This window comes from Paenibacillus sp. FSL R5-0928 (assembly GCF_037970385.1).
Lineage (GTDB): Bacteria > Bacillota > Bacilli > Paenibacillales > Paenibacillaceae > Paenibacillus_AQ > Paenibacillus_AQ odorifer.
The window spans coordinates 3,928,199-3,942,158 of record NZ_CP150225.1 but is presented as its reverse complement, the minus strand read 5'-3'; the positions used below and the strand labels follow the sequence as shown (position 1 = coordinate 3,942,158).

Annotated in this window: 11 protein-coding genes and 1 pseudogene; 10 read left to right on the top strand and 2 right to left on the bottom strand. The window is 43.8% G+C overall.

Features of this window, described 5'->3' with window-relative positions; translation table 11 throughout:
- Positions 1–6 precede the first annotated feature (6 nt).
- The 4 genes and pseudogenes from glgA to MKZ16_RS17670 all read left to right on the top strand — a co-directional run bounded on the left by glgA (position 7) and on the right by MKZ16_RS17670 (position 5,747).
- A complete protein-coding gene (gene glgA / locus MKZ16_RS17685; protein ID WP_076103926.1) occupies positions 7–1,431 on the top strand; it encodes a glycogen synthase GlgA in 1,425 nt (474 codons plus the stop codon).
- 452 nt (positions 1,432–1,883) lie between these two features.
- A pseudogene (locus MKZ16_RS17680) lies at positions 1,884–3,347 on the top strand (ABC transporter permease subunit); the annotation flags it as partial.
- Entirely contained in the window at positions 3,334–4,056 is a 723-nt protein-coding gene (locus tag MKZ16_RS17675; RefSeq protein WP_036687633.1) for an amino acid ABC transporter ATP-binding protein, read from the top strand. The pseudogene MKZ16_RS17680 and the gene MKZ16_RS17675, both read left to right, overlap by 14 nt.
- Positions 4,057–4,217: 161 nt before the next feature.
- A complete protein-coding gene (locus MKZ16_RS17670) occupies positions 4,218–5,747 on the top strand; it encodes a Ppx/GppA phosphatase family protein (RefSeq protein ID WP_076103923.1) in 1,530 nt (509 codons plus the stop codon).
- On the opposite strand, the gene ppk1 is transcribed toward MKZ16_RS17670, so the two are convergent.
- Entirely contained in the window at positions 5,695–7,809 is a 2,115-nt protein-coding gene (gene ppk1 / locus MKZ16_RS17665; protein ID WP_036687629.1) for a polyphosphate kinase 1, read from the bottom strand. The genes MKZ16_RS17670 and ppk1 overlap by 53 nt on opposite strands.
- 400 nt (positions 7,810–8,209) lie before the next feature.
- Between ppk1 and MKZ16_RS17660 the strand changes: the two genes are divergently transcribed.
- On the top strand, positions 8,210–8,866 hold the full coding sequence (locus tag MKZ16_RS17660; protein WP_036687628.1) for a 3D domain-containing protein: 657 nt from the start codon (positions 8,210–8,212) through the stop codon (positions 8,864–8,866).
- Positions 8,867–8,970: 104 nt separating this feature from the next.
- Here the strand turns inward: MKZ16_RS17660 and MKZ16_RS17655 are convergent, their stop codons facing one another.
- Positions 8,971–9,852, bottom strand: a complete 882-nt coding sequence (locus MKZ16_RS17655; protein WP_036687626.1) for a polysaccharide deacetylase family protein — start codon at positions 9,850–9,852, stop codon at positions 8,971–8,973.
- Positions 9,853–10,040: 188 nt separating this feature from the next.
- Here MKZ16_RS17655 and MKZ16_RS17650 point away from each other — a divergent pair, with 188 nt between their 5' ends.
- From MKZ16_RS17650 to MKZ16_RS17630, 5 genes are all read left to right on the top strand, one after another.
- Entirely contained in the window at positions 10,041–11,075 is a 1,035-nt protein-coding gene (locus MKZ16_RS17650; RefSeq protein ID WP_076106821.1) for an NADH:flavin oxidoreductase/NADH oxidase, read from the top strand.
- An 87-nt stretch (positions 11,076–11,162) separates the two neighbouring features.
- Positions 11,163–11,867 (top strand): dihydroorotate dehydrogenase electron transfer subunit, encoded by a 705-nt coding sequence (locus tag MKZ16_RS17645; RefSeq protein WP_076106819.1) that lies wholly within the window; start codon positions 11,163–11,165, stop codon positions 11,865–11,867.
- The gene (locus tag MKZ16_RS17640; protein WP_036687621.1) at positions 11,860–12,792 is read left to right on the top strand and encodes a dihydroorotate dehydrogenase; all 933 of its coding nucleotides are present in this window, start codon (positions 11,860–11,862) and stop codon (positions 12,790–12,792) included. The genes MKZ16_RS17645 and MKZ16_RS17640 overlap by 8 nt, the downstream gene beginning before the upstream one ends.
- Before the next feature lie 24 nt (positions 12,793–12,816).
- Positions 12,817–13,155, top strand: a complete 339-nt coding sequence (locus tag MKZ16_RS17635) for a hypothetical protein (protein WP_254924479.1) — start codon at positions 12,817–12,819, stop codon at positions 13,153–13,155.
- Between the two features lie 70 nt (positions 13,156–13,225).
- Positions 13,226–13,894, top strand: coding sequence for a PspA/IM30 family protein (locus MKZ16_RS17630; protein ID WP_036687619.1), 669 nt, complete (start codon positions 13,226–13,228; stop codon positions 13,892–13,894).
- Positions 13,895–13,960 lie beyond the last annotated feature (66 nt).

Genomic DNA, 13,960 nt, shown 5'->3' with positions numbered 1-13,960 from the left:
ATAATCATGAAAGTTTTATTTGCCGCAGCTGAAGCCCATCCTTTTGTCAAAACGGGTGGTTTGGCCGATGTCATTGGAGCACTACCTAAAGCGCTGAAGGCTGCCGGGGTAGATGTACGAGTGATTTTGCCTAAATATCGTGGGATTCCTGACAAGTTCACCGCTCAAATGGAGCATTTAACGGAAGTGTATGTCCCAATTGGCTGGCGAAAACAATACTGTGGAATTGAACGCATTATCTATGAGGGTATCCCCGTTTATTTTATCGACAATGAGTATTATTTTGGGCGTGATGGAATTTATGGTTATATGGACGATGGTGAACGGTTTGCGTTCTATAATCGTGCAGTGCTGGAGTGTCTGCCAGCCATTGATTTCCAGCCTGATGTTCTGCATTGCCATGATTGGCACGCGGCCGTAATTCCAATGCTGCTACAGGGGCATTATCGCCACAATCCATTTTACAGTGAAATGCGGAGTGTATTTACAATACATAACCTGTTGTATCAGGGAGTGTTTCCTTATGAGGTACTTGGAGAGCTGTTAGGTCTGGATAGCAGTTATTTTGGTAGTGTGGAGTACTATGGTAATGTGAATTTCTTAAAAGGCGGGATTGTATTCAGTGATCGGGTCACGACCGTTAGTCCGACCTATTCAGAAGAAATTCGCACACCTTATTATGGTTACGGCCTGGATGGTTTGTTGAACGCACGGTCAGATGTTTTAAGTGGGATTGTGAATGGCATTGATACTAAAAGTTATAATCCAGCGACAGATTCCAGCCTTGTCACCCGTTATCGTTCCAATTTAACCAAGAAGACGGAGAACAAAGTAGCCTTGCAGGAAGAGCTGGGATTACCCGTAGATGCTAATATCCCGATGGTAGCTATGGTCACGCGTCTTGTGGACTCCAAAGGCTTAGATCTGCTTACCCGAGTGCTGGATGAGCTGCTATATCACGATGATATTCAATTTGTGCTTCTAGGAACAGGTGATGAATCCTACGAGCGTTGGTTCAAGGAAGCGGCATGGCGGTATCCGACCAAGCTGTCTTCACAGATCTTATTTAATGATGCACTCTCACGAAAAATATATGCTGCCAGCGATATCTTTCTTATGCCGTCTAAGTTTGAGCCCTGTGGCATCAGTCAGCTGCTCGCTTTACGGTATGGTAGCATACCCGTTGTCCGTGAGACAGGTGGCCTGAATGATACTGTGCACGCTTATAATGAAGAAACCGGTGAAGGCAATGGCTTTACGTTTGGCAATTATAATGCACACGATATGATGTTTACGCTGCGCCGGGCACTTTCTTTTTACAAGCAGCCTGAACATTGGAAAAAGATCACAAAAAATGCTTTCGCGGGAGATTATAGCTGGAATGTATCCGCTCAGCAGTACATGGATATTTACGATGATATAACCAGATAAAGTTTAACAAATTCTGTAATGGGTTAATAAGGGATTGCACCCGGGAGTATGGTAAATACTCTGGGAGCAGTCCTTTTTTATGACATAAGGGAATGAACAATCGAATGATTTAGCCAGTATAGGGGATAGTAAAAATGTATAAATTTAGCTTCAACGTGAATAAAAGTGATTTTTTAGCTGCGTATTATAGAATTTCCCTCATAGAAATCCATTAAAAGGAAGTTATTGTCACAATTATGCCTTTGCATATTCATGCGTTCTGATTTATAATAAGTCAGTCATTGGGTCAACTTAGATTTTTTCATATGAATAGGGGAGATATAGAAATGAACAAATGGGGTAAACTTAGTTTAGGAATGGTATTAGCGGTAGGTCTGCTCTCAGGCTGCGGTCAAAATAAAAATGATAATGATACCGCTGCTAGTGGTAATGCAAATTCCGGTGCAGTTACTAAAAAGCTGATTATGGGAACAAGTGCAGATTTTCCTCCGTACGAATTCCATAAAGTAGTGGACGGAAAAGATACCATCGTAGGTTTTGATATCGACATCGCTAAGGAAATTGCTGCCGACATGGGCGCTGAGCTTGAAGTTAAGGATCTGCCTTTTGATTCACTGCTTAACGAATTGTCCAGTGGACGTGTAGATATGGTGATTTCCGGTCTTAGCCCGACTGAAGAACGCAAAAAAGCGGTTGAACTCTCAGATATTTATTACAAAGCAGAGCAAGCTATTGTAGTGCGCGAAGCAGATAAAGATAAATACGCTACTATGGACGCGGTGAAGGGCACCAAAATTGGTGTACAGACAGGCTCTATTCAAGAAGAAATCGCCAAAGAGATTGAAGGCGCAAAGATCACTTCTCTTGGTAAAATCTCCGAGATCGTTCTGCAATTGCAATCTAACCGTATCGATACAGCAATTATTGAAGGACCTGTAGCCAAATCTTTTGTTAAGAATTTAGCGGGTCTTGTAATTACCGATGCTAAGCCTGAAGTAGAAGATGATGGATACGCAATTGGTATTAAAAAAGGCAATACAGAGCTTCTAGATAAAGTAAATGCAACACTTAAACGTCTAGAATCAGATGGTAAGATTGATGAATATGTAGCGGCAGCCAGTGAGCTTGCTGAAAGCACGAAGTAAGGAATGGATATTGTTTTAGGTCTGCTGAAGTAAATTGTATGTGTATTACAGAAAATAGCGGAACTTTGCTATTTTCTATTTTTTTGGAGATAGGGGGATAAGATATTGGATATTACTTTATTTAGAATGGCTTATGATTATCGTGATCTTTTCTTGACTGGATTACAATATACCTTGCTTCTTGCTGTTCTTGGTGTCTTTTTTGGCTTCATTCTTGGGATTATCGTCTCTCTACTACGGATGTCAAAATGGAGAGTGTTACGTTTCTTAGCCACTGCTTGGGTTGAATTTTTGCGGGGCACTCCAATGCTTGTGCAACTGTTTCTCATCCATTACGGGCTGGCGACGTTTGGGATTGAGTTTACTCCGATTCAGTCCGGGGCGATTACACTCTCCATTAACAGTTCTGCTTATCTGGCAGAAATATTTCGCGCCGGAATTCAGGGTGTCGATCGTGGACAAACGGAGGCCGCACGTTCACTTGGAATGAAACAAGGGATGACAATGCGTCATATTGTACTTCCTCAGGCACTTAAAAGTGTACTTCCGGCAATCGGTAATGAATTCATTACCATTATCAAGGAATCATCAATTATTTCATTTATCGGAGTAACGGATTTGATGTTTCAAGCTCGTACGGTTACAACGATTTCGTATGATGGTATGACACCACTCGTGATTGCTGCCTTTATGTATTTTGTTCTAACATTTACGCTTTCCAAGATCCTAGGTAGACTCGAAAGGAGGCTGAATACCGATGATCGCCGTTAAGAACCTGCAGAAGCATTATGGAAAGCTGGAGATTCTCAAGGGAATCGATTTGGAGATTAAAAAGGGTGAGGTTGTCGTTGTAATCGGGCCCAGTGGTTCGGGAAAAAGTACCTTTCTGCGTTGCTTGAATCTATTGGAGCAGCCTACAGGTGGAGAGATCACTTTTGAAGGGGAATCGATCACCTCAAAGAAGCATGATATCAATGCAACGCGTGAGAAGATGGGGATGGTTTTTCAACAGTTCAACCTTTTTCCGCACAAAACCGTTCTGCAAAACATTACACTCGCACCGATTAAAGTAAGAAAACAGCAACAGGCTGTGGCCGATAAATTCGCAATGGAGCTCCTCAAGACTGTAGGGCTTGAAGATAAAAAGGATGTTTATCCAGCTCAATTGTCCGGTGGACAGAAGCAGCGGATTGCGATTGCTCGTGCATTAGCCATGCAGCCGCATGTGATGCTTTTTGATGAGCCTACCTCAGCGCTTGATCCGGAAATGGTAGGAGAGGTACTTGAGGTTATGAAAAAGCTTGCCGAAGACGGAATGACAATGGTTATTGTTACACATGAGATGGGCTTTGCCCGTGAAGTGGGTGACCGCATTCTGTTTATGGATGGCGGGGTAATCGTTGAACAGGGTACTCCTGAACAAGTATTTGGTAATCCTACACATGCTCGGACTAAGGATTTTTTAAGTAAAGTATTATAAAGAATTCGTCAAAACGGCCCTGGACAAGTATCCGGTGGCCGTTTTGTTATAGGGTCCTGAGGGTAATGTGGGGATATATCGCTGGGACTGAGTTCATTTATTTATGTAAACCATGTATAATAGATGGTCAGTCAATCAACAGGAAAAGGAGTACATACATAATGAGAGATGATCTACGCCGGATAGGCATTATTGATATTGGTTCGAACTCCATTCGTCTTGTAATTTATGATACAACGCGCGAAGGAGGCTATAAGATCATCAAGGAGTGTAAGTACTCCGCTCGCCTTAGTGAGAAGATTACGAAGGAGAATAGACTGGAACAAAAGGACATGGAAACGATTGTTCCGGTCTTGCGGCAGTTTAAGGAAATCTGCAATGCTTTTGCAGTGGAAACCATTCGGGCGGGTGCAACGGCAGCTATTCGTAATGCAGCTAACTCAAGCGAAATAATAAGCTTTTTGTCACAATCCTCTTCCATTCCGATTGAGGTGATCAGTGGCCACCAGGAGGCATATTATGGCTTCTTGGGTGTTATTAATGCCTTTAATGTAGAGGATGGTTATGTCATTGATATTGGTGGCGGGAGTACTGAAATCACTCTTTTTTGTCAGCGGCGTTATCAACATAGCATTTCTTTCCCGTTCGGGGCAGTAAATACCAATCTAATGTTTGGTCAAGGTGGGAATTGGAGCGATGAGCAGATTCACAAGCTGCAGACCTTTGTTCTGGGCAGGCTGGTTGAGCATGATTGGCTAAATGCTAAAGCTGGTCTTCCTTTATTCGGTTTAGGAGGGACGGTTCGTTCTTTAGGGAAGCTGGATCAGAAGACACGAGCATACTCATTGCCTAACTCCCATGGCTATACGATGACCAGTGAGACGATCGAGCACTTTATGAACACCCTACCTTCAATGCCTTACGAAAAACGTAAGGATTTAGAAGGACTATCTAAGAGTCGGGCGGATATCATTGTATCCGGGTTGATTATTTTCCATACGGTGTATCAGTATATTGGGGCGAGTGAGGCGGTGATCAGCGGGGAGGGACTCAGAGAAGGTTTGCTGCATGATCTGTTGGAGCCGGAGCAGCCAGTGCGTGATAGTGCTTTAGAATATAGCTTAAACACGATTATTCGCTTTGATATTCATACCTCTAAACGGTATTTAGATCATATCAACAAGCTAGCGCTCAGCCTGTTTGACGCATTTAAAGATGAATCGAATAGAGCAGAGCACGAGATGTTAATCTATGTGTCCATCATGCTGCATCGTACGGGAACGAATATTAACTATTACCAATCCAAACGACATACTTTGTATTGGTTGATGAATTCACCGATTCGTGGACTTACCCACCGTCAGCTTATTCTTTGCGCTATGATTGCCTCATACAGCACAAAAAGCCGGAAGCAGAAATTGTCCCAACAACATAAGGACATTTTGCTGCCATCCGACGAAGAGTGGATTCATAAGCTCGGATCGCTTGTCCAGCTTAGCATTGCGCTGGACAGCACGGAGATTGGAATTGTAAGCGGCCTGAAGGCCAATCTGCACGGCAATACGCTTCATCTGGACTTAGAGGGCGCATCGTCACTGCTAATTGGCCTAGAGGACATTGAGAACGCGATAAAAGCATTTAAGAATGCTTGGGCGGTGAAGGTAAAACTCGGCTTCCCTTCCAACGTGTAACATCCATTGCAGCAAACTGGCTCCGGAAAGGGGCCTTTTTGTCGTCTGGTTGTTCGTAATATCCATTAGCCTGCAAGAAGCTGGCTTTAACATTATCTTGTAGAGACAACTCTAGAATCTTGACGATCTGTTTACGGATGCCGCTGTCTCTGACAGGACACATCAGCTCAATCCGGCGGGTTAGGTTTCTAGTCATCCAGTCGGCACTGGATAAATACACCTCAGGTTTGCCGCCATTTTCGAAATAATAGATCCGGGAGTGCTCCAGAAAACGGTCTACGATACTGCGTACTGTAATGTTTTCACTTAAGCCCTCTATTCCCGGACGTAGGCAGCAAACCCCTCGCACGATTAAGTCAATGGAGACACCGGCTTGGGCTGCGCCATATAAATCGTCGATCACTTGCTGATTAGAGAGTGAGTTCATCTTGGCGATTATGCGTGCGGGTCTGCCTGCCCGCGCATGTTCAGCTTCACGCATCATTAGCTTTTGCAGGGATAAGCTCATATTCGTTGGCGCTACAATGAAGGAATGCCAGTCAAAATTAGCCGAATATCCAGTCATTTGATTAAACAGCTCGGAAGCATCCAGTCCGATATCGCTTTGGGCGGTGAATAGACTGAGATCCGTGTAAGCCTTGGCTGTACTGTCATTATAGTTTCCTGTGCCTACATGCACGTAACGACGCAGTTCAGGGCCTTCCTGGCGGACAATCAAGGTCACTTTGGCATGCGTTTTGAGTCCGATCAGACCATAAACGACATGACAGCCTGATTTTTCAAGCTGGCGTGCCCAAGCGATGTTCCGTTCCTCATCAAATCGGGCTTTTAACTCTACAACCACTGTAACTTGCTTGCCAGACTCCGCAGCATTGGCTAGTGCAGTGATAAGTGGAGAATTTCCGCTGACGCGGTATAAGGTCATTTTAATAGCCATCACTTGCTCATCTTCTGAAGCTTGAATGATAAAGTCTGTCATCGCATCAAAAGACTCGTAAGGGTGGTAGACTAATACATCCCGTTCACGCAGCACCTCGAAGAAATCCTCGTTTTCTTGAAATTCAGCAGGGTAGACCGGCTCAATAGGTGGATAGTTCAAGTAACTAAAACCTTTTAAGCTTCCGGCAAAATTACGAAGAAAGCCCAGATCGAGCGGACCTTCTATTTCAAATACGAAGTCCTCCAGCTCAAATTCAGCTTGTAGCTGCTCAAGAGCATAGGGATGGATACCTTTTTGTACCTCCAGACGAGCAGGCACCCCGCGACGACGCTTGCGCAGCTCTTTTTCGATCTCTTCCAGCAGATCCTCGGCACCTTCCTCATCGATTGTAAGATCTGAGTTACGAGTCAAACGAAACTCACTAACCGCAACAGGTTCGTAACCGCTGAATAAGGTTTGAATGTGATGGCGGATCACATCTTCAATAAATACAAATTGTCTTTTCTTACTATTAGAGCGGTGTGGAAGAGGGATACATCTTGGCAGATTCGAAGGAATTTGCAGGATAGCAAAATAAGGCTCCTCTTCAAGGCCATTCTTACGAGTAAGAACAACAGCTAGGTAGATAAACTGGCTGTGCACGAGTGGAAACGGCCGGCTCTGATCAACAGCCATTGGCGTAAGTACAGGATAGATGATATCCCGGTAATACTGTTCTATGGACTGCTCTTGGGCATGGGTAAGATCCTTATAATCCACAAATACGATGCCTTCTTTATGCAAACTCCGCGAAATATCACGGAATGTCCGGTATTGATCGGCAATGATTTTGGTTACGCGTTTGATGAGGCGTTTATACAGCCCGGAAGGGGTGTAGCCTGTGAAATCTTTTTTAGTATAACCCGCCCGGATCTGATCTTGAATTCCCGCTACGCGAACGCTTATGAATTCATCCAGATTGCTCGAGACGATTGCCAGAAATCTGGCACGTTCCATTAAAGGGTTATCAGGGTCCTGCGCCTCCTTGAGTACACGGCGGTTAAATTCGATCCAGCTCAAATCCCTATTGAGGTAAGCAGTGGCTGGACTGCTTTGGTTGTTTTTAATCTCTTCTGTATTCATGGGACCTCCAAATATGCTTCGATGTCTGTATCTCAAATCTATTTATCATATTCTATCATTTTACTATTGGATGAGGCACGAAATGTTAAATCTATGTAAAATCTCAAAGAATATTATTTAATTATTTTATATAATAGGATATGATTGTCGCTAATTAGTTAACATAATAAAAATTATGTTAACTTCTTAATGAATCAAAGACAATAATTAAACATGTTATTTCAGAATGGTAACAATTACATACGCATAGGTTACAAAATTGTGATATATTAAGTCCTGTCAGTTTTACAAAAGACAACAATACATCAGGACATCACACAAGATGTACATAAGTACAGGAAATGTACACGAGCGTATACGGAAGTCATACCGCTTACGCCCATCTAAAGAGGAGGCATTTATGAAGAACAAGTTCAGAACCATTAAAACCCTTGCTGCAGTTATGGGAATTAGTGCATTGCTGCACACCGCTCCTGCTTTTGCAGACAGCGTTCATATTGCAAAGGAAGGCAATACTTTCTATACTCTTTCTCAACAATACAATGTCGGTGTTAATGATCTAATGAAAGCTAATCCAAACGTTGCAGCTCTTAATATTTACGATGGACTTAAAATAACGATCCCTAGTAAAATGCAAGCAGAAGCTGTAGCTACGACAGAAACTCCAGTGCTTACCCCAAGCCTGAATGTTACTCCAGAATCAAAAACAGTTGAAGCATGGGGCAAGTCATTTAACTATGAGAAAACGATACAAGTTAAGGCTTCTGCTTATTCCTCAGCGGCTAGTGAGAATGGAGGCTGGGGTGCGGTTGATTATTTTGGAAACCCACTTAAGCTAGGAACCATTGCGGTTGATCCAAGTGTAATTCCTCTTGGAACAAAAGTGTTGGTTACCGGCCATTCACACTCAGGATTGCCTAAAGAAGCTTTTCTGGCTACTGCAACCGATATGGGAAGTGCCATTAAAGGTAACCGCATCGATATCTTTATTCCAGGCAGCCAAAGCTTTGTAGCGGATTTTGGTTATCAATATGTACAATTATACATTGTTAAATAGCTAGCTAAAAATATAGAGATTTATACAGAGATATGGAATGGTTTTAAATAGGTTAAATAAGAAACGGAGGGAGTCCTTAGCGGCTGCCTCCGTTTCTTATTTATTTATTTATTTTTAGAGACCTGCAGCAATTGAGGCACGGTAACGAAAGAATAGCCGCGTTTACGCATAATCGTGATTACCTCAGGTAAAGCCTGAATCGTTCCACTAAGATCACTACCCGGCCCACCTCCACCATGCTGAAGGATAATTGCTCCTTTTCCTGCATTAGCTAAGATGTTATTTCTAACTTGAGTTTTGGAAAGTCCCTTCCAGTCCAACGAATCCACATTCCAATTTACGAGCTTATAACCATGATTTTTTGCCCATCTCAATTGTTGCTCAGAGATATCTCCATAGGGTGGACGAATCAGGCGTGGTTTATATCCGGCCAAGGTTTGAATAATGTTCTCGGTCTCAATGATCTGTGATCTGAAATCATGCATCTTCAGCTTCACAAACTGAGGATGGTCATAAGAGTGATTTCCAATAGCATGTCCTTCTCTAATCATCCGCTTCACTAGAGCAGGATGTTTCTCAGCTCGGCTTCCTACCACGAAGAAGGTTGCTTTGACATGATATTTTTTAAGAACATCTAGCAATTGGGGTGTAAACCTTGGGTCAGGCACATCGTCAAAAGTTAAGGCGATGACTTTATTCCGAGGACCGCTGGTCTTAAAGGTCTCGGGATATTTGTGTAATAGCTGACTCAGAGACAAGCCCTTAGTGTTCTTATTGTTGCTGCTCGTTGAATTATTTGTAGTAGAAGTTCCCGCAGATATCGCCTTGTCTTCGTCAGTGGTCTGCGTACTTTTAATTTGATCCTGTGAGGACTTCTGATTCTGAGCTGGAGCTGAAGCAACCTCTGCTGAAGAGGTTGGAAATAGCAGGACAATGATTGATCCTAATACTACTAGCAGTTTCTGGACTCTCCGTTGATCATACATCCCCAAATGCCTCCTTTACTACCTGATCATCACCATATTCTTCATTGTTATCTCCATTGAAGGATGAATTTATGCCGTTTCTTCAAGGTCTCTGGTAAAGATTTCTTGCACACACTAATGCGTGTATACTAAATAGAACGGGATTATTCCCGGGCCAATTATAGACAGGTGGAAGGATGGGGACAAGGATGTCAGAATTGTTTGCACCTTATGAATTGAAGGGTTTAACGCTGAAAAATCGTATTGTTATGCCACCTATGTGCCAGTATTCGGTGGATAAAGAGGATGGCATCCCCAATGATTGGCATTTTGTTCATTATGTAAGCCGTGCTATTGGAGGTACTGGTCTAATCATTGTCGAGATGACTGGAGTACATCCGGACGGTAGAATAACGAACCGGGATACAGGGATTTGGAGTGATACGCATATAGAGGCGTATCGTAAGCTCACAGATAGTGTACATGCCTATGGAGCAAAAATAGCCATTCAACTAGGGCATGCCGGACGTAAAGCGGTCGATGCTGAGCCGCCGGTTGCACCTTCTGCAATTCCTTTTGATGCTCGTTCTAAGCAGCCACAGGTGCTTTCTAAGGAAGGCATCCTTGAGATGATAGAAGCCTTTCGTGATGCCGCTCGTAGAGCTGTGGAGGCAGGATTTGATACTGTGGAGATTCATGGTGCGCATGGTTACTTAATTCACCAGTTTCATTCACCTCTGTCCAACCTCAGAGTGGATGAATATGGACAAGATCCTGCACTTTTTGGAGAACAAGTAGTTGCAGCAATCCGAGAAGTAGTGCCAGTAGATATGCCCTTGATCATGAGGGTATCCGCGAAAGAATATGTTGATGGTGGATATGATGCTGCCTATGCCCTGGAGTTTTGCCGCCGATATAAGGATGCTGGAGTGGATATGTTCCATGTGTCTTCAGGTGGTGAAGGGCCCATTGGCTCTAATGGTGGACCTAATGCGGGCCCAGCCTACCAAGCAGATCTGGCAGAATATATTCGCAGTGGATTACAAGTGCCAGTAATTGCGGTAGGACGGCTTGAAGCCTATTCTGAGGCACAGTCCATCATTGCAGAAAAAAGGGCGGAGCTTGTAGCTATTGGCCGTGGGATGTTAAGTGATCCTTATTGGGCTTTACATGCTGAAGAAGCGCTTGGTGGCGTACATGATGTACCTAAACCTTATGAACGTGGGATTTGGAAAAGAGGCTAGACCGTTTTCAATGTGAAGTTTGTCACAGATTTTATGCTCCTTCTAAGGCAATCTTAATAAAGATAAAATTTGAAGGAGCTTGATAACGTGGGGACGGTTCTAAGTAACGAACGGCTGACAGATGGTGTGTATCACCTTAAGGTAGAGACGAATAGTGGCGGAGCAATGGGTCAATTCTACATGTTACGGGCATGGGGAGCTTACCCCATCCTATCCAGACCCTTAAGTATACATGAAGTACACGAGGATAGTGTTGAATTTCTGTATCACGTAGTTGGGGAAGGTACGGAGATATTCTCACGGCTGGGTTCAGGTGATTCGGTAGAGCTTGAGGGCCCTTTTGGAAATGGATTTCCACAGGTCGAAGGGAAGGTTGCGCTCATCGGCGGTGGGATCGGAATTGCACCGCTTTATTATTGTGCGAAGCAGCTTCCGGGGAGTGATATCTTTTTGGGCTTTAGCCGTGAAGCTTACCGGACAGAAGCGTTTCGCCCACTTGCAAGTGAGCTTGTAGTCGATGTTGGCGGTTTAATTTTGGATAGTGTGGATTTCAGCCAATATGATCATGTCTTTGTCTGCGGCCCACACCCTATGCTTAAAGCTGCTCAACGTAAAGGCATTGCTGCTGAAGAAGCAGGCATTAGAACGAAATTATACCTTTCTCTAGAGAACCGAATGGCTTGTGGGATTGGAGCCTGTCTGGTCTGCAGTGTATCCTGCCGTGATGGTCAAAAGAAGGCCTGTGCAGACGGACCTGTGTTTCTTTCTGAGGAGGTGATTTTCCATGACTAAGTTGAACACAACAATTGCTGGCGTTCATTTTAAAAATCCAATTATAATGGCCTCTGGAACGTTTGGTTTTGGCCGTGAATATGGCAAGCTGTATGATGTGTCTCTGCTGGGTGGAATCTCTGGCAAGGGGTTAACCCTCAATCCGAAAGCGGGGAATCCCGGCACTCGTGTATATGAGACAGCTTCTGGTATGCTGAATAGTGTGGGACTCGAGAATCCGGGTGTAGCTGCATTTTTGGATAAAGAATGCCCTTATTGGGAAACACTCGAAACTGCTCGTTTGGTCAACCTGGGCGGAGGCACACTTGAAGATTATGTTCTTGGTGCTGAGATGATTCAGCGGGATGCAGATGCTCGTGCGAGTGCAGGTAAGACAGCAGTGGACATGATTGAATTGAATATTTCTTGTCCAAATGTTAAAGAGGGCGGCATTGCGTTTGGGATCCAAACTTCAGAAGCTCAAAAAGTAGTACAGGCTGTTAGACGCGCAACTAAACTGCCCCTTGCTGTAAAGCTGTCGCCGGGAGCCGAAAATATCGTTGAAATGGCACAAATGTGTCAGGAGGAGGGAGCAGACGCTGTCTCACTCATCAACACGATCTCAGGAATGAAGATTGATGTCCGCCGCAGAAGCAGTGTATTCAATAACTTATATGCTGGATTGTCTGGACCTGCGATTAAGCCTGTCGCTCTTCGTATGGTGCATCAAGTTGCACAAAACGTAACGATTCCCGTGATCGGAATGGGTGGCATCACTTCAGCAACGGATATCATCGAGTTTATTATGGCAGGTGCTGCAGTTATCCAAGTGGGAACTTATAATTTCATGAACTTGCGTGCAGGTAGTCAGCTAGTTGCAGAGCTTGAGCAATTTATGGTTGAAGAAAATATTCAATCACTAGAGGAAATACGGGGCATTATATAAAGTGAAGTAGTGAGGGGAATACTATTGACTACTAACCAGATTGATCCTGAGGATATTGAGCTGAAGGCGACGACTGTCGGACGTGATCTCTTGCTCTTAATTAGTGGAGGTGTTCGGCATATTGGTGCTACGAGTACTGCTTATCTGGAGGGGGAGCAGGTTAAAGTACTGACTTCAGCGGTTCCTCATCATAAAGAGCACACGATAAGCGAGCCCATTGCGATCAGAGTAGCTGAAGCGCTGAACAAGACGGTCACAGTAGTGATGGGGATTCATTATGACAATCTCACGAAAGAAGGTATTATGGAAGTCGTGGAAATTGTGAATTTAAAAGTAAATCAATATTTAGCGCAACAAATATGAAACGGTAGTGACAATTCTACGTAAAAGATAGCATGTGAGGAATTAAATTATCTTTTGGAGGAATGAAACCATGTCTATATTTAAAAGATTGCGCGATTTAACCATGTCTAATGTGAACGCGATTATTGACAAAGCAGAAGACCCGATTAAAATGACAGATCAATACATTCGTGATATGACCGAAGATTTAGAAGATGCAGAAAAAGCTGTAGCGGCGCAAATCGCCATTGAGAAGAAATTCAAACAGCTGTATGAAGAACAAGAAGCGCTTGTTAACAAACGTACCCAACAGGCTCATGCAGCAGCTCAAGCGGGTAATGTTGACCTTGCTCGCCGTGCTCTGGAAGAGAAAAATGCTGCTGAAGCTAAACTGGTAGAATACAAAGCAAGCTTTGATCAGAACAAAGCTTCTGCGGATAACCTTCGTGGCAAGCTTGAAGAGATGCGCAAACAGCTTACCCAAATGAAGAACAAACGTGAGACATTGGTTGCACGTTATAACGCTGCCAAAGCTCAAACCGAGATCAACAAAGCAATGAGCGGATTTAGCTCCGATTCAGCGTCTGCAGGTCTCAAACGTATGGAAGATAAAATGCTGCAAGCAGAAGCTCAGGCTGAAGCCAGCAATGAGATGAGTTCAGGCAATAAATCTCTGGATGATGAATTCGAGAAGCTGAACAAAGATCAAGCGGTTGAAGATGAACTGGCGGCTCTGATGAAACAATACGAGAAGCAATAACATTTGATCTTTAGCCGGTTCACGGCTGGTGTTCACAGGCGAAGGAGAGACAGAAATTCGTTTCTT

Bases quoted from the DNA above. Each gene is read 5' to 3' on its own strand.
- MKZ16_RS17630 (WP_036687619.1), top strand. From the start codon at position 13,226: ATGTCTATATTTAAAAGATTGCGCGATTTAACCATGTCTAATGTGAAC.
- MKZ16_RS17675 (WP_036687633.1), top strand. From the start codon at position 3,334: ATGATCGCCGTTAAGAACCTGCAGAAGCATTATGGAAAGCTGGAGATT.
- MKZ16_RS17640 (WP_036687621.1), top strand. From the start codon at position 11,860: ATGACTAAGTTGAACACAACAATTGCTGGCGTTCATTTTAAAAATCCA.
- MKZ16_RS17650 (WP_076106821.1), top strand. From the start codon at position 10,041: ATGTCAGAATTGTTTGCACCTTATGAATTGAAGGGTTTAACGCTGAAA.
- ppk1 (WP_036687629.1), bottom strand. From the start codon at position 7,809: ATGAATACAGAAGAGATTAAAAACAACCAAAGCAGTCCAGCCACTGCT.
- MKZ16_RS17670 (WP_076103923.1), top strand. From the start codon at position 4,218: ATGAGAGATGATCTACGCCGGATAGGCATTATTGATATTGGTTCGAAC.
- MKZ16_RS17655 (WP_036687626.1), bottom strand. From the start codon at position 9,852: ATGTATGATCAACGGAGAGTCCAGAAACTGCTAGTAGTATTAGGATCA.
- MKZ16_RS17660 (WP_036687628.1), top strand. From the start codon at position 8,210: ATGAAGAACAAGTTCAGAACCATTAAAACCCTTGCTGCAGTTATGGGA.
- glgA (WP_076103926.1), top strand. From the start codon at position 7: ATGAAAGTTTTATTTGCCGCAGCTGAAGCCCATCCTTTTGTCAAAACG.